Below are 17,426 nucleotides of genomic sequence, written 5' to 3'. Positions count from 1 at the left end.
CCGCGTACAAGCTCTCTAGTAAACGCAAGCGGTATTAAATTATATTGATTGGGTCTGAGTCCAATTTCACTTTTTATTTCCTTTTCTATTCCTTTATAGAAAAAGTCAAATGACAAGTTGTTCGCACTAGTCTCAAGTTCATTCCATGCAAAAACTCCTGATACAGAACAATGGAACTTTCCTCGCCCATTATCCATAATAGCTTGTTCATTTCCCCGAATAGGTATCAGTACTTCTTTTGTATCTGGATTAACAACAACAGCAGCAACACCTAAAGTATTTGCAAGTATTGATGATCTTAGAGGGGTTATTAGGCCATTTTGAGCTTTTTCATAGTCATTTCGAATCGTTAGCAGTGGATCATCCCCTAACACCCCAGAAGCCCAATCTAAAGTTAGGTTGGTCGCTACTTGATCGAAATAAGTAGCAGGCTGAATATGAACTTTATTCTCATCTATATCAAAATTAGTTATACGGATTGAATAATCGTTTTGAAACTCACCTGTTCTATCGTCAATTTTGATCTTACCTAAGGCTTTAAATAGTTTTACTGCTTTTTCCGCATGCTCTTTTAAATAGTCTGGAACCATGTACTTTGCATCAATAAAACATACTTCTAAATCATCTACATTTTTTCCATAAGAAAAGCCTTTACTTCCTCTTCTAAGAGGTATGGTTTCAGCATATGGCGAACGGCAAAATTTGTATTCTTTTTCTAGCTCATAATGACTGTAGTATTTGACTAGGTAATTGGTGTCAGATTCAACAAAAGGGGTCGCTTTGTCTTTAGCATTTACTCCTGTTCTAGTTCGCTTCAACTTTCCTTTTTCAACTAAAGGAATGTTCGCTGCAAAACCACCCACAATAGGAACACTAAGCTGTATAGTAGGATTTTCTTCTTTATAACGTTTCCAAAACCTTTTTAGACTTCCGATAACTACTTTCATTGAAAAACCTCGATTTTTAAATCCATATAGACATAATGACTCCCACACGGTGATAACTACCGCTTTTTAATGAGTTAGCTTAATCCAAAGCCAGAGTCATAATTAGTTTGTCAAATCACTATGCCACTACAAATGATTGATTATATAACCTAGACCAATTAATGGTTCTGAGGAGCAACTAGACTTAAAGATTTCACAAAAAAGAAAATCAATAAGAAATGTAGATGTAATAGCCAAACAAACCAACAATACAAACCGAAACAAAGATACCAATTTCAATAAATGGATAATTAACACTATTAAAATCGGTGGTATTAAACGTTCAAAATTCCTTCTATGAAATACCTCACGTGCTTATCGAGTGACCCACTTAGAAGTAAATACAGGTAGGCTGAAGTGGGAGCGAAGAGAGAGAACCACGTTACTTGGGCCTTGTGCCCAAATTGTAAATACTGATTCCCAATCTCTACTCATCTTAAATCCTTGACATTATTTGTAGCAACGCCTCAATCAGGGGCAAAAATTTGTTGGTTAAAAATAGCAACGCAGGAGCGAAACCAACATTTTTTTGTCCTGATGCATTGACTCGTTATATTGAACTTTCTACAGAGCAAACCATTTCAAATTCCGCCGTTCGTGGGCGTTCGTCATGGTTACAGCCAGTTAATGTAACTCGACAATCATCATGAACAGAAAAATCACCAGCCTTCATTTCTCTGCGCTCATTGTTAACACTCACCTTACAGGTGTTTCCGAATTCAATTACAGACAAACCTACTTGAATTGTACCTTTCTTTAAATTCCTTCCTTGCCCTTCTGCTAATTTAAAACTGAAACTTGGCGCTTTAAAATGAGCTAACTCACCAACAAGTCTTTCAATTTCTGACTCTTTTTTTTGTATCAGTTTTTGATTTTTGTTTTGAAGCTCACTGATTATTTCTTTGTGTAATGAATTTAGTGTCATTACTTCTTTATTTTTTTCATCAATTACGGATTTATAATCAGAGTTCTGTTGTTTAATGGCAGTTAAAGAACGATTTAACTCTTCGTTTATAGATTCTTGTTCTCGTAAATATTTTCTTTCGGTAAGAGAAAGTTTAAGCTCGGAGGTAGTTGTAATAACTAAATCAATGAATTCTTCAGTATTAATTTTGTCTGCTTTCTCATAGCTTGCAAGTGATTTTTCTAATTGATTAACTGTATCTTCACTTGAAGGCTTTCCTAAAGAATATGTACCCGCACACATGGCAAGTGCAACGGTAATTCCTGCTAACTCAAACTGAGTCCTTGCTTCCATTTATACTCCAAATCTGAATTCAATATAACGCTTTAGTATTCATGAGTACGCAGTACGCATAATCGCTTGTTGAACTGGGCTGCTACCTGCACGCCGTATCCGGCTGGTGTGGTTTATACTATGGGGATTTGCTTTTGCTGAGTGCCTGTTACTTGAACCGCTTTTTGGCGCCACACGCTACAAATTGACTCGCTCCCTGCCTGAACAACGTTATTTATGTGTATCATTAAACCTACTTTTTTACACTTTGGCAAGGCTCTGGCGCAGCCAAACTTACTTCAACTCTCAACGCTGCTTAGCAGAAGGATAATTATCGCTGTCAACCATTATAAATTAGTACTTAACTAGGAAGGTAATGCCACCGTAGGAATAACAATAGCCATCATTGGTTGTTCAGCAATGAAATTGTTAACAGACCAAAAAAGCAGCTAGCAGCAACCCCCTTCTCCCTCATCACCCCCTCAAGTCAGCAGCCAATTAACTTATTTCGCGCAGGGAAGCGCGAAAAAGCATGTCAGGGCCACGGACGGCCCTTACATGCTGGTAACGTTAAAATTGACTGATTACTTGAGGTTCCCGGTGTGATGTTGGGAGCGCCCTTTCTTTTGCTTACTTTTCTTTGGGCGGCAAAGAAAAGTCAGTCGGCGCCCATGGACGGGCGCAGAAACCCGTCACGAGGACAACGAGCTCATAGCACTAAAGTGTGTAAAGCTCACTATACTTTATATGTGCTGCAACAATGCACTTCCTTACCACCAAAAGGGATGTGAATAACATCAATGAGCAAGAATCATCCGCATAGCGGTGTTTCGCTAAGCAACATTCACCACCACCTTCCCAAGATTTTCATTATGCTCCAACACCTGATGGGCTAATTCAATTTCTTGCCAATTAAACTGGCGATAAATGGGGATCTCAAGATGAGGCTCAGTAAGTTGTTCTTCAAACTCCTGACAAAACTGCTTTACTAACTCTGCTTTGTATTCAAGCGTGCGGTTTCTTAACGTACTGCCATGCAGGTTAAAGCGTTTTTGCAGCAAGCGGGCAAAATCCAGCTCAGCAAAGCGCCCTCCGAGCATAGCTAGCATAATACAATGACAATCAAGGCTGGCGACCTGCAAATTGCCTTTTAGGTACTCTCCACCCACAGGGTCAAGTATGACATTGGCTTGCAGGCCCAACGCCTTCATCTCAGTAACAAAGTCTTGCTGCTTATAATTAATCACATGATCTGCACCAAGTGAGCGGGCAAACTGGCCTTTTTCGTCACTGCTTTGCGTAGTAACAACCGTGGCCCCCACCGCTTTAGCAATACGAATGGCGGCCGCACCAACGCCAGATGCGCCACCATGGCAAAGTAACACTTGCCCTGGCGCTAATTTACCAGTGCGAATTATGGCATCAAACGCCGTCAACATTACTTCGGCAACGCCAGCGGCTTGATATAAAGGCATCTTCTCAGGCACTGGAATAAGCAACGCCTGTTCAGCTACGGCATACTCAGCATAGCCTCCACCAGCGGTTAAACTTAACACGCGTTTGCCTATCAAGTGATGGTGAGCAGTATCTCCCACAGCAACAACCGTCCCGGCGACTTCTAACCCCAACACTGGGCTGTCACCTTTGGGTGCTGGGTACTTTCCAGCTCTTTGTAGTAGATCAGCTCGGTTGACTCCAAAAGCCGATACTTTAATTAACACCTGTGATGCGCCTACATTAGGCATAGCCATGCTTTGCAGCGTTAATTGGCCACTATCGTGGCTAATATAGCGCGTTTTTTCTGGGATCAGCGGACTTTTTTCCATATTTCCTTTTCAACAAATTCGCCATCTTCGTACAGTTCATGATGCCATAATTCGCCTTCAATTTTATAGCTAAATGCCATGGTTCTGCCAAGCAACGAGGTAACATTACCGTACTCATACGTTTCTATGAATTTACCGTCTTTTAGTTCATAGCGACCACCACCAGCGTACTTAAATTGACCATTGCTGCGAGTAATGTAACTGTGATGGCCTGCAGTGATAAGCTTGGTAGAAGTCACTTCTGGTGCCGCCGCGGTGACCACGCCATTGGCGGTAGCGTAACTCCCCTCGACAAACTCCCAGGTGCCCAATAATGGATTTGCATACGTACTGCCGCAGATGAACAGCCCCAGTGCCATGATGTATTTCATGATCTTCCTTAATGTTAATCAATGATTGTGATTAGTGAGTTTGACACAAGTAGTGGTCTTGGTCAGTTGAGATAATCTCAAGCCAACCCAGTTAGGGGTTTATGGCGAGGAATTAGGCCTGCTTAACCTTGTCACTTGAGGCATGAATAGCGGCTTGCATGGCCGCAATAAGAGAGTCGATTAACCGCCCATCACATTGTTGTTGCTTGAGCTTAGCGTCCACCTCAGTGGCAATGTTATGAATATCATGACAATCAAACATCGCCGCCGTGCCTTTAATCGCGTGGGTGGTTTTCGCTAAGGCTTCAAAATCTTGATATTTGGCTTGGTTTTTTAACTGCACAATTTGCTCGTTTAAACCGGCAATATATTGCTGCTTCAATAAGTTAAACTCAGCTTCAGGTAGGTCCAATTCTTCATCGACTTTAATATCTAGATAATGAGCCACTTTTTTAGCAAACTCACTGCGGTCAATGGGTTTTGCCAAGTGGTCATTAAAGCCTAATTTCAAGTAACGCTCTATTTCATTGGGCATGGTATTGGCGGTAAGTGCGATAATGGGGGTACTACAGCCGGTAGCCTGAATAAAGCTAAATGCTTGCTCACCGTCCATTACCGGCATTTGGATATCCATTAAAATGAGGTCAAAGTCTTTGTCTAATACCGCTTGCACTGCAAGCTGGCCATTTTCAACCGCAGTCACCGAAAGGCCCATTCGCTCTAATATGCGCTTGATAAGCTTGGCGTTGTCTTGATTGTCTTCTGCCAGCAAGACTTCACCTTTGAGATCATTGCTATTTTCAAGCTGTGAAACCGGTTGTTGTTCTTTCTTGGTTGAGATCTGATCTAGGCTTTGTACCCACGTGGTGCGCTCCGTGGTATAAAGCGACAACGTCAACGTAAATGCCGTACCTGAGCCCACCTCACTCTCAACCGTAATATCGCCATCCAACTTTCTGGCTAGGCTTTTGGAAATATTTAACCCAAGCCCAGTGCCACCATATTTTCTGGAAGTCGATGAATCGGCTTGATAAAACGCACTGAAGAGCTCTTTTTGTTCGCTTGCGGTCATGCCAATCCCGGTATCACGCACGGTGATCAGGAGCTTGTCATTGCGACACGCAACGTCGATTGAAATCTTACCAACTGAGGTAAATTTAAGCGCGTTGGAAGTGAGATTTAATAAAATCTGTCGTAGTCGGGTTGGATCTATCACCACGTAATCTGGCAGCGGAAACTGATAATTCAGCGCGAACTCCAGCCCCTTGTCGCGAATTTGCTTGCCTAAAAGTGAGTCCACATGGGCAATCGCTTGAAATAAGTTAGACTCGATAAGCTCTACTTCTAACTTGTTGGCCTCTATTTTTGACATATCCAGAATGTCGTTGATTAAGCCTAAAACGTGTCGCGAATTTTGTAAGATCACCGATATCGCTTGATTGCGCTCATGCGGCTTTATGTCTCCTAACATAATGCCATCCGCGTAGCCGATGATTGACGTCATGGGCGTTCTTATTTCATGACTCATGTTGGCCAAGAAACGGCTTTTCGCTTCACTGGCATCGCGAAGCTCAGAGGCAACTTGTTCTAATTCATAAGTACGCTTTAATACTTTGGCTTCCAAGTTTTTATTTAACTCAATATTTTGTTCATTGGTTAAGCGGAACTTATCGGCAACCGCAAAGGCCAGTAGTAAGGCATCGAGTGCCGAACCAATCAAACCATAAAGATATAAGTTGCTCGACGTTTCCGGAAATAACCCTAAATTGGTTAAGTTACCAATCATATTCGGGAACGCCATGGCTAAATAAGCAAACACAAAGTAGCGAGCTGGCTTAAACCCCTCGCTCCAACGCTTGATGCCAACAAAGAGGCCAAAAATCAGCGCTAACCCAGTAACTAGGGTGGCCCATATAAAACCAAAACCTGGGAATAAAATGCAAAAAGGCAAACCAATGGCCGCAATCACACCTAGCCAAATCGAGATGGCTACATACCTTGGGTTGGTTTCTTTTAACTTCAGTAAATGAATATAAAATAAGGCATTGGTAAGGGGCGCTAAAGCAAAACCAAGCCAATGTAAGTTGGCCGAATAAAAGTTAAATAGTTGGTCGGGTATATGGAAAAAGTGGCTCCAGGCAAACACCCAAACAGCAGTGAACAGGGCATAATACAGGTGCGTAACATCTTTTGAGCCTAAATAAATCAGCAGATTATACAAACCCAGTACGATGCCCACACTAAAGCACAAGATCATCACTAGGTTTTCATTCACCACTTGCTGTTTAAACTCCTGCAACGGCTCTATGGTTAACTTGATTGGCGTATAGAAAAAGTCACTTTCAAACAGTGAAACAATGTAATAACTTTGGCCAGGAGCCAGCTCAATGCTATTGCCATAATGAAAGTGAAATTCATTTTCAAACTTTCCGCCAGATAACAGCCTGGTTACTGAGTCTTTGGTATACACTCGTGACTCTATTTTACTCACCAAAGTATTATACGGATAAAGTACAAAGTCTTTTTCACTGGTGTGATTAGTGACTTTAGTGATGAGAAAATAACGACCGGAAAACAGCGCCCGCCGATCTAAAGGTTCTAAGTTGGTTTGCCACTGCGCTATCTCTTCCCAGCTTGAAGGAAAGCTGGTTCGCGCCTCAGCCCTAAAGGCCTGCCCATGATCATGAAGGTTTTTGAATTGCAGTGGCTGTTGCAGCAAAAGCTCTGAGCCTCTGTCGACAGCCAGGCTTGGTAATGCGAATAAGCTTATTAGTATTAAAAATATACGCATGCTAGCGCCAAACCTTATATCAACTTCATTACAATAAACCAAAATCAATAGCGCTGTAACAGGGTTTCGTATGTTATTGCAGCCACGACACAAACTCGCTAAGTATGGCAAGCCATAACTTAGAAATAATAACTTACATCGACACCAACACGCCGTCCATCACCTTTAAAGTCTTCTAGCATGCCAAGAAAGTCTCTAAGGTCAAACTTTAAATGGCTATACTCTTCATCAAGCAGGTTTTTGCCCCAAATATCTACTTGAAATTGTTGATATTTAAACTGTATTGCCGCAGACCACAAGGTGTAGTCTGGTTGCATGGCATAGTCAGACTCATTTTGATCAAAGTAATAATCACTTTGATAATCAAAGCCGACTCTGGTTTTAACGGCAACGCTTTGCCAATTAAAAGCATAACGGAACTGACCCGAAACATTCCATTTAGAGGTAAATGGTAAACGGTTGTCGGTGAGCCGATTGCCAACCGGATCAACAAACTCGGCAAAGTTCGCTTCAGGGATATAACCAATATCAAGATTGAGTGTCGCCTGTGGCGTGATACGCCATGCATTTTCCAGCTCAACCCCATAAATGGTTGACTCGCCAACATTCTCAAGCAACTGATAAGGCGGTGTGCCAGGGATATCTGAGGCCTGATTCATAAACACCTGTTGGTCTTTATAATCATAGTAAAAAGCGGCAAAGTTACTTTTTAAGCCTAGCTCTTGAAACGCGGCCTTTAAACCAACTTCGTGAGCGTTTAATGATTCTGGGCCATAGTTGGCTTGCAAGGCTTGCTCTTCACTTAATAAATAACCACCATTGTAGCCACCACTTTTAGTGCCATTAGCAAAGCTGTAGTAAACGCTTTTGTCTTGGTCGAGGCGATACTTGAGTGCGGCTTTGCCCGACCAGCTAGTATCGGACTCTTCTCCTGCCACAGCATAAGAAGGCAAAAAGATCCCATTCAGGTCGTCGTTGACCATCACATTGACATAAGAAAAGGAGTCATACTCCACTTCTTCATCGCTAAAGCGCAAACCCAGAGTTAATGCTAGTTTGTCACTGACATCAAACTCGTATTGGCCAAACAAAGCCATGGATGTCACTTTGATGTCATTATCGTAGAAAAAGTTGGCCGCGTTGCCACGCAAAGGCGTTGCCCTTAAGTCGCGTAGTAAATCATTAAAATTATCTTGATAAATACGCTCTTCTAAATGAAACGCGCCCACAGTCAAATAGCTGCCGTCATTGCCGCTTTCATAACGCAATTCATTCACTAAGCGCTCGTTTTTCAGTCCCAACTCCCCTTCGCATAAATCAGCCGGACTGCCATCACAATTAAAGCCATGCTGACGGTCTAGGCGGTTAAATGCCCCGAGATAAATAACCTCAGCGTTGTCGTCTAAAAAGTAGTTTATCTCAGTGGTAATGCCTTTGCTGATGCTGTGGTGAGCTTGTTCGTTGTTGACACTCACAGCCCAAAAATCTTCACTGCCACTATTGAAACCAAATAGGTCAAAACAGTTTAAACTCCCTGCCGCTTGAACACTGCATAAACTGCCATCCATTGGGTTGGCAATCACACCAATGTTACCAACCGGTTGCACTAAACCATTCCAGTGACCGTAATCCAGCTTTACAAACACACTAAATTGCTCAAACTCACCAAGATAACTTAACCTAAGATCGTTTTGTTCCATGCCAGCTTCAGGCGAGTCAGGGTAAATATTGTAGGTGGTGTAGTCATAGTTATTGTGGCTTGCAGCAAAGCGCACTGCACTGGTGTCATTTAGGCTGTAATTAAACATTGCCCGTGCTTTGCTCAGCTCGTCACTGCCCGCCCCGGCGCTGATGTAACCAAAACGACCATCTTGAGGCCGAGCGGTGCGCAGTAAAATCGCCCCACCGGTTGAGTTGCGACCAAACAAGGTGCCTTGTGGCCCTTTCAAGACATCCACTTGCTCAATATCAAACAAATTAACAATTTGATTATTGGCGGAGCCCACGGAAACCCCATCTAAATACATGCCCACCGGTGAGGTATTGGCGGTGTTGTAATCTACCAAGCCGACACCACGAATGTTAATCGCCGGTGGCGTGCCTTCTGCTGCATTCTGACTGACTTTAACGTTTGACACCAAATGGCCAAGCTCGGTGGTATCTTTGAGCGCAGCTTGTTGCAGCACCTCCCCCGACAAAGACTTGACCGCAATGGCCACTTCATCGATGGGCTGCTTTCTTTTTTGGGCATACACTTCAATGATCTCTATCTCATTGGCAGCAGTGACCGTCGTCGCCATCGCGGAACAAAGAAGTGGTGTTGCCAGCAGTTTTTTATGCATTGGTTAGATCCTGAGTAATATCATGCAATTGCACTAAGAGTATAGCCGAAATAACCCGACCCCCAAACAATTGTGTTAGTAAATCCATAACAAAGGCCAGAGCTATCCCAATGACGCTGTCAACACCTAGGGCATACTAATCAAATGGTAAAAACCCACCCTCGCCATTAATGGTGTTTGGGAAACCACAAATTGCGCGACTGGTTTGCATACCCGCCATCACTGCAGCCTCGACACAACCGGCATTGACACCAGTGCTGATCCAATCGCCGGTAAGGTATAAATTCGCGAATACGGTACCATCACTGGCTAAACGGTAAGCACTGCTACCAGCAACGCTCAGTACATATCGCTCACTGGGGTCAACATTAACGCGCCAGTACTGGCTGTCAAAACGCGACTCGCCTTGTTGCTGCTGCGGGTCAAACAGCACCTGCCAATCAAATTCATCGTCACGATAGGCTTCAGGCCATAATACCTGCATTTCATTTTTTAGCTTAGCCAAGCTATTTTGCTTCACCTTGGCTTTCATTTTTATCGGAAACTCATGCTCAGACGCTGGCGGATAATCGGCGCAGGTAAATGCACTACAAAAATAAGCAATATTGCTCGGTTCTGGGGTTTGCCAGTCTTCAACGGTTAATAAGTTCGACATCGCAGCCCAGGTGTCGAAGGGCTGAGAAAAGGCGCTTAAAATTGGCCTTTCTGTGCTCGACGAGCCGTCCTGATAGCCTAATTGTTGATCGGTCTTGGTCAGCCAAAGCTGCATGGCTTGCGTTGCCACGGTTTTTATTTTTTCAGCTTGCTGTTGTAACTTAGGATCTTTTGCTAATAAATCTGGGCATAAGCTGGTTAGCCCAGCGACTGAAATGCCAAATACCACCAGATCAAAGTCTTCACCATGTTTTAGTACCTTACGCGGCAAAGCTTGATTGAAGTGTTGTTGATAAATCGACTCCCAAGGTGACCAAAAGGATTCCAGATTAATCTGATGTTGACGTAATAATTGCGCTTGCTGTGGCTCAATTTGTTGCCAAATCGGTTCACTGGGCCAACAAGGCAAAGACTTGATGATTTTAAGCGGTTCATAGTCATCACTGTCGTTTAACTTTACCTGCTCTATGATACTGATTTCACTGACCACTTGCTTGCCATGTTGCGAGGATGCTTGCAGTGACTCAACTTGGTGGAAAAACTTAAATTTGACTCCTCTGTGCTTGAGCAGCTCATAGATAGGGGCAAAAATAATATCCCCCATTCCTGCCTGCATTTTCCACATTACCCCGCCACGGTAACACAACATGATCCTGAGCATCGCCAATGCCGCCACGCCGGCCTCGACATTGGGTTTAGAAAAATCGCCATCTTCAAAGCCAAAGACTAAATCGTAAAACCCTCGAACCGGCGCAGACTCCACACTTAATGGGTCGTTTGCGCCGTTTCGTCTTAGCCACTGTTGAAAGTCATACTGATTTAGATAACCAAAACCACGACTGTATACCTTGTCTCTGACCATCCCTAAGGTCATGGCCACCGCTAAATCAACACAAATATACAAACGCCTAATGGTGGGGTTTTCAGCAATAAGCTCGTTCACTTCGCTGCGCAGCCAACGCCGTATCTTACGGACTAAATACCATACTAACAGTTGATCTTTTTTGTTATTGAGGCGCTTATCGCCTTCGCGAACCGTCAAAAAGCGACTTAATTGATTAATTAATAGCTTAGGTGTCGATACCACTTCGGTCACTTGATCCGCAGCCTGTTGAAACAGCGCTTTGGCTTGCGATTCAACGCTATCAAAGAATTGTTCAACCTCATTACCTAAATGCGCCAATAGCGTTTTATCTCGGGCTTTTCGGGTGGTTAATTGAGTTGATTTGGTGCTCTGGTCGACTTCGTCTTCTAACGCTTCAACCCACTTATGCAACCAAGCAATAAGCAGTTTGAGCACTTGCCAATAATGCAAATCAAGTGTGCCATTGGCTGGGTTACCCGGTATGAGGGGGAAATCAACCGGCCAGGTTTGCCATTCATTATCAATAAACTCTTGTAAAACCACTAAGCTATGTGGCTTAAGTGCTTGTTGCCACGTATTAATGGCAACCTCATCACCTCGGTCTAATTGTTGGTATACCTTTTCGATGGTTTTAAATGAGTTAACGTATGCCCCAAACCAAACATGGAGGCCATGCTCTTCTATGCGCTCACCAAACTGACTATTGCGACCGCTGGCTCCCTTGCCTCCGAGGCGCCAACCTTGTTGATACACCGTAATGTCATAGCGTGATTGCCAGTCATCTTGTTCGGTTAAATACACTGCGGCGGTCATCGCCGACACTCCACCACCTAATACAGCAATTTTCTGTTTGCTCATGAGCGCATATCCTTCCTAGGGTCATTGTTACTTTATCGTGGCAACCACAAAGCCACGACCTGCTCGCGGTGGACAATGCTGCAAGCAGGTCGTGGGTGAAACCTCTTACCTAGGTATATTAGCCAAGCCTTGATTGGTTGATACCAATTCTTCCGCGCCAGCTTGGTCAAAATCCATCTTCACGTAGTAAGGAAGTTTCACTTCGTTTTCTCCCAAGGCAATGCCAAACATTTTGTCCAATGGGAAGCTATCTATTTTATTTAACTGCAGTTTCAAATCGTCTTTTAAAAAGGCCACTTTATGGATCTTTTTAACCTCAGAGGGAGAATGCACTACTGCTGAATACACTGACTTTTCAGCCATGCCATCTGGGAATTGCTTAAACAAAATTTGATCCATTTGTGGATGAGTAAATCCAGATAAAAATTGTTTTAAAAACTGCTCGTCGACATTTAACTCGTCCACCGAGTCACGAAATAGGGTTAACATTTCTTCACCTACTTCCATTGCTTCTTTGAGCCAAGATTCGCCATCGTCCTCAGCACTAATACTGAGCAATTCATGCCAGTCCATTTTGTTATTCGGGTTGTAGGTCTTGAAGCAATCTAACGATAAAGAAAAGTTTAACGGTGCGGTCGGCTCAGAGGGCATAGCATAACGACAAAGGTATTTATTGTAGCCCCAAGTTTCTCGACCATTAATTAAGGCATTAATATTGTTAACGGTAATAAACGCTGGGTACCAGTAAAGGTGCTCCGCCCGCAGTGTTTCTAAGTTTAATTGCAAAACCGGAAGCCAAATAATGATATCGGTTTCTTGCATGTAGCCGTAGTCACTAAAAGGTTCGACCTTAGAAGCAATGTTCTCAATATCTGTAAAAGTCAGTAAGCACCAGTCGCTTAACGCTTTAAAACTAAACTCGCTACTTGGTACTGAATTCAAAGTGTTATCTAAGTAGGTTTGAATCTTTTCTCTATTACCCGCCACAAAAAAGCCATACATTTGTGCATTAAGCATCCTGCATGGCGGCTTAGCAATGGGGTTGCTATAAAAGTGCTGATAGTCAGGTAATTCTGGATACATCATTCACTCCTTAAAACGTCAAATTGACAGTGTAGTAAGCAATATCAGATATTGCTTATTGTGATTATATGGCGTAATTACAGAGCGCTTCGTCTAATAATGACGACATATCAGCTACCTCTTGCTGACAAAGGCCTAAGTAATGACGGTAGGCACAAGGGTCGTAGTGACCTGAAAGCGGCTCCATAAAGCCATGTTGATAGCGAGTTCTAATACAACTAACGCTCTTTTGGCTATTTAGCATAGTAACTATCGGCGTCACGTCAAAGTCAAACTCGTGTTGAGCGAAATAGAATGTGACTGGGCACGCTAATTGTGAAACCGGCACGTCAAGGGTGTGGCTGGGGTAAAAAGCAATTAACTGCTGCGGCTTATTTGCCTCTTGCAACATAGATAATGCCTGCCAAGCTGCAGTGCTGCCAACCCCAAAACCTATCAGCAAATGTGGCGACAGATTGCGTATTTTGCTTACCACTTTATTGGCATAATGTTGCTGTTCGCTGCCCTTAGAGCGGTGTGCTTTATTGTTTATTTTGCTTGTTTTACCTTCACCAGCAGTGACAATGCTTACGTCTCCAGATAATTCCGATGCAAATTGCAAAAGCTGCGGTGAAGTGCCATACATATCCGCGATTACCAGTATTTTCATCGTTATTCCTTAACTGCTTTGATTGTTATTAGGGTTATTTTCACTACGCCTTAGCGCCTTTCCTTAATGATAAAATTAGCATATCGCAAAGAACTGTAAACAATAATTACAAACAAAATAAACATCTCACTAACTACCTATTCCACTCTTGCTGCTATGCTTTAATAATTAACAGAGGAGTATGCGGATTGTGATCAAAGCACTGTGTCTTATCGTGTTTATGCTTCAAGCTGGGTTTGTACAAGCACAAAAGATCACCTGGATTGTGATTGACTTTGCTCCTTACTATATCCTTTCAGATGATCTTGCAGGTCAGGGCCGAGATGAGCTACTGATCAAATTACTAGAGCAGTACATGCCTGAGCATCAGTTTGACTATAAGCTTTTCCCGGCCTCGCGGGCGATCCATGAACTGGCAAAGCAAAACAGCAACTATTGCATGATTTCACTTTATAAAACCCCCAAGCGAAGCCGCTATATTGCTTTTACTGAAAACCATTCCACCACTGGCTTGTCAACCTCTGCAGCGCTAACCAAGGAAACAGCAAAGTCGCTGGCGCTCGGTAATGACGCCATCGACTTTGACGTGTTAATGAAGCAGCATAAATTAACTGTGGGTGTTGCTGCTAACCGCTCTTTTGGCACTGAAATTGACGCGACCCTCGCCAGTTTAGATCAGCAGCAGCTATTGATAAGACCTGGGAGAGATACACTGGAAAGCTTAACGGTAATGCTATTAAGAAAGCGGGTGGATATTATTTTGGGGTACCCCAGTGAGCATCATTATCACAAAGTGAAATTAGATAAGCAGAATAGGCTCACTCAAGTGAGATTGCAGCTGACCTCACAACTCACCAAAGGATACAGTGGCTGTAACAATAACGAGCTTGGCCGCCAGCACATTGCCGCCATTGATAAAGCGCTGCAACAAGTTCATCAAGATGAACAATACCGGCTCGCAATGTCACGCTGGTTACCACAACAGCTCAGGCCAAAGCTCGCCGGTATATTCAGCCATTAGCTCAAACATGGGGGTTTGAGCTAGCAGACGTTTATTGACGGATCCCTTCGATGTGCAAGCCAATATCCACATGAGTGGATGCAGGGCCTAAATCGTAATCGATGCCATAGTCTGACAACTTTAACTGCGTATTACCGGAGAAACCAACTCGGTAGCCACCCCAAGGGTCGTCACCTTCGCCAATCTTATGGATTGCAAATTCAATGTCTTTGGTAACACCATTTAAGGTGAATTTGCCCTGTACTACGCCATTTGTAGCATCACTGAAAGTGATCTTCTCACTGGTAAACGTTGCCTGAGGGTGCTCCTCAACATTTAAAAAGTCATCTCCTCTTAAATGCTTATCGCGCTCAGCATGATTTGAGTCAATGGATGCCGTATCAATAACAACCTTAATTTTAGCGTTATTAGGGTTGTTAGCATCGTAGCTAAATTGACCTTCAAAATCGTTAAAGCGGCCATATAACCAGCTGTAACCTAAGTGCTTTATTTTAAAATTAACAAACGCGTGAGCGCCTTTAGTATCAATAACATAGTCCGCTGCATTCACGGCTGAAGTGGTACTCAATAAGGCCAAGCTTATTGCTAACATAGTCTTTTTCATCATAACTCCTTAGTTATCTGAATTGGTCACTTTAAACATTCGAATTAAGGTTCTATCTCGATTTACAAAATGGTGTTTTAATGCCGCTAACGCATGCACAGCAACCAGCGCAATTAATCCCCAAGCCAAATACAAGTGCACGGTACCGGCAATATCACTCTGCTGGTCAAACAGCTCTCCTAAACTGGGCACGGCAAACCAGCCAAACACTTCAATGGCGCGACCGTCTGAGGTTGAAATTAAATAGCCGCTGGTAAATAAAGCAAATAACAACAAATACATTAGCCAGTGCGCCAGTGTCGCTAATGTGTTTTGTGCCTTATCGAGCGATGTGCTCTGCTGTAATGGCTTCACTTTTGGGTTCGCCCACTTCCAAAGTAAACGCATTACAATCACCAGAGCCAACAAAATGCCAATGCTTTTATGAATGTTTAGACCATCACGATAAAAAGGGTCATAGTAGCTCAATTCAACCATGTATAAGCCCAAACCAAACATACCCAACACGGCGGCAGCACTTAGCCAATGGAGCACAATGGCGACGAGGCCATAACCCTTTGCAGTATTTTTCAACATAATCTTAGTCAATAAAACTCATTCTCAATAAAACCAGCATATAGTGATTTTAAGGATGGGGAAAGGCGATAATTATCGGCCAGCTGTGCAAATATGCACAGAAAAAAGGCGAACCATAATGAGTTCGCCTAAAAGTGCTAGAGGAGAAGATGCTTACTTGCTAGTTTTTATAAAAGTACGATGACTTAGTAATGACGATTGACGCCTCCTGATCGGAAGAAATGGTAAATTCAATCGGCGTCGATTTACGCTTAAGCTCATAGCCATCTGCAATCACCGTCACCGGAATGAGCGCCATGTCACCTGCGGCAATTTTTGTTGCTTCTGGCGCGGTTAACGTGGCATTCGGTAAACCCGATAAACTAATGCTATACGACATGGTTTGCTGGGTTTTATTAATAACACTTAAGGTGTAGGGGTTTTCTACCAAGCCTTCATAATTAACCCGATACAGTGCATTACGGTCGCGGATCACGGAAGCCTCAATGGGAGTGCGATTAAAAGCCCAAATAATCATAATGGCAAACAGCGCCACAGTAATGGCACCATAACCGACAATCTTTAATCGCAGTGGATTGGTTTTTAACCCCGCTTGTTGGTTTTCACTCTGGTATTGGATTAAGTTCGGCTCATAACCAAATTTTGCCATGGTGTCGTTACAAGCATCGATGCACAGGCCACAGTTGATGCATTCATACTGCAGGCCGTTACGAATATCGATACCTGCAGGGCATACTTCAACACAGAGGTTACAATCAACGCAATCACCTAAACCCAGCGCTTTAGGGTCTTCTTTACGCTTACGGCGGCCACGGTTTTCACCGCGCTCATTGTCATAACTCACAACTAAGGTGTCTTTATCGAACATCACCGATTGAAAGCGTGAATAAGGGCAAGCAACGGTGCACATTTTTTCACGTAAAAAGCCGGCGTTACCATAAGTACACAGGGCAAATAAAAACACCCAAAAGCTGATAATACCTGACCACTCAAGCGTAAACATTTCTAGATACAGGGTTTTTGCAGGCACAAAATAGGTCATAAATGTGGTCGCAGTTAACACCGAGATAATCAGCCAGGCGCTATGCTTAGCGAGCTTCTTGGCCCACTTTTTAGCATCCCAACTGGATTTATCTAACTTAATGCGCTGATTTCTGCTGCCCTCAATACGGTGCTCTACCCAAGTAAACATTAACATCCAGATGGTTTGCGGGCAGGTGTAACCACACCAAACTCGCCCGAGCCATGCAGTCCCAAAAAACAGTGCGAACGCACCAGCCATAAAAATCCAGGCTAAGATCATAAAATCTTGTGGTAGAAAAGTGGCTCCGAACACTCTGAACTGCTGCGAACCGACATCAAATAGGACGGCTTGCTGGCCATGATAGGGGATCCAAGGAATGAGGATAAAAGTGAGCATCAAGAACCAGCCTAAGTTCCTTCTGATTTTCTGAAAAAAGCCTTTCTGCTCCCTTACATAAATGGGCCCCTCTTGTTTGTAGGGCTTAATTATCATGTCTTCTTCTTTGATATCAAACTTCATGTCACTTGCTTACATTAATA

At 43.3% G+C, this 17,426-nt stretch carries 13 protein-coding genes; 1 reads left to right on the top strand and 12 read right to left on the bottom strand.

The genetic code is table 11. The features are described 5' to 3' along the window. From ACNKW2_RS09585 to ACNKW2_RS09545, 9 genes are all read right to left on the bottom strand, one after another. The coding region (locus tag ACNKW2_RS09585) for a hypothetical protein (protein ID WP_419148357.1) at positions 1-947 on the bottom strand (947 nt) is incomplete at its 3' end. A 589-nt stretch (positions 948-1,536) separates the two neighbouring features. Next, complete coding sequence (locus ACNKW2_RS09580; RefSeq protein WP_419148356.1) at positions 1,537-2,244, bottom strand: hypothetical protein; 708 nt, start codon at positions 2,242-2,244, stop codon at positions 1,537-1,539. Positions 2,245-3,056: 812 nt separating this feature from the next. Next, positions 3,057-4,049 (bottom strand): NAD(P)H-quinone oxidoreductase, encoded by a 993-nt coding sequence (locus ACNKW2_RS09575; protein ID WP_419148355.1) that lies wholly within the window; start codon positions 4,047-4,049, stop codon positions 3,057-3,059. Next, entirely contained in the window at positions 4,031-4,420 is a 390-nt protein-coding gene (locus ACNKW2_RS09570) for a hypothetical protein (protein WP_336566151.1), read from the bottom strand. The genes ACNKW2_RS09575 and ACNKW2_RS09570 overlap by 19 nt, the downstream gene beginning before the upstream one ends. Positions 4,421-4,532: 112 nt before the next feature. Next, positions 4,533-7,211: an ATP-binding protein gene (locus ACNKW2_RS09565; RefSeq protein ID WP_419148354.1), complete on the bottom strand. Its 2,679-nt coding sequence runs from the start codon at positions 7,209-7,211 to the stop codon at positions 4,533-4,535. 119 nt (positions 7,212-7,330) lie between these two features. Continuing rightward, positions 7,331-9,553, bottom strand: a complete 2,223-nt coding sequence (locus tag ACNKW2_RS09560; RefSeq protein WP_419148353.1) for a TonB-dependent receptor — start codon at positions 9,551-9,553, stop codon at positions 7,331-7,333. Positions 9,554-9,689: 136 nt separating this feature from the next. After that, the gene (locus ACNKW2_RS09555; RefSeq protein WP_419148352.1) at positions 9,690-11,930 is read right to left on the bottom strand and encodes an NAD(P)-binding protein; all 2,241 of its coding nucleotides are present in this window, start codon (positions 11,928-11,930) and stop codon (positions 9,690-9,692) included. Between the two features lie 105 nt (positions 11,931-12,035). Continuing rightward, the gene (locus ACNKW2_RS09550) at positions 12,036-13,016 is read right to left on the bottom strand and encodes an acetoacetate decarboxylase family protein (protein ID WP_336566147.1); all 981 of its coding nucleotides are present in this window, start codon (positions 13,014-13,016) and stop codon (positions 12,036-12,038) included. Between the two features lie 61 nt (positions 13,017-13,077). Then, on the bottom strand, positions 13,078-13,662 hold the full coding sequence (locus tag ACNKW2_RS09545) for a hypothetical protein (protein ID WP_419148351.1): 585 nt from the start codon (positions 13,660-13,662) through the stop codon (positions 13,078-13,080). 181 nt (positions 13,663-13,843) lie between these two features. Here ACNKW2_RS09545 and ACNKW2_RS09540 point away from each other — a divergent pair, with 181 nt between their 5' ends. Then, complete coding sequence (locus ACNKW2_RS09540) at positions 13,844-14,683, top strand: transporter substrate-binding domain-containing protein (protein ID WP_419148350.1); 840 nt, start codon at positions 13,844-13,846, stop codon at positions 14,681-14,683. 31 nt (positions 14,684-14,714) lie between these two features. On the opposite strand, the gene ACNKW2_RS09535 is transcribed toward ACNKW2_RS09540, so the two are convergent. The 3 genes from ACNKW2_RS09535 to ccoG form a co-directional block, all read right to left on the bottom strand. Then, positions 14,715-15,287 (bottom strand): YceI family protein, encoded by a 573-nt coding sequence (locus ACNKW2_RS09535; protein WP_419148349.1) that lies wholly within the window; start codon positions 15,285-15,287, stop codon positions 14,715-14,717. Positions 15,288-15,296: 9 nt separating this feature from the next. Then, on the bottom strand, positions 15,297-15,863 hold the full coding sequence (locus ACNKW2_RS09530) for a cytochrome b (protein WP_419148348.1): 567 nt from the start codon (positions 15,861-15,863) through the stop codon (positions 15,297-15,299). Positions 15,864-16,023: 160 nt separating this feature from the next. Continuing rightward, positions 16,024-17,406: a cytochrome c oxidase accessory protein CcoG gene (ccoG, locus tag ACNKW2_RS09525; protein WP_419148347.1), complete on the bottom strand. Its 1,383-nt coding sequence runs from the start codon at positions 17,404-17,406 to the stop codon at positions 16,024-16,026. Between the last annotated feature and the right edge of the window lie 20 nt (positions 17,407-17,426).

Origin of the sequence: Pseudoalteromonas 'SMAR', from assembly GCF_048515945.1 — a bacterium.
Classification (GTDB): domain Bacteria; phylum Pseudomonadota; class Gammaproteobacteria; order Enterobacterales; family Alteromonadaceae; genus Pseudoalteromonas.
Note: the sequence above shows the minus strand (reverse complement) of the source record. Positions and strands in the feature narration are given on the sequence as shown.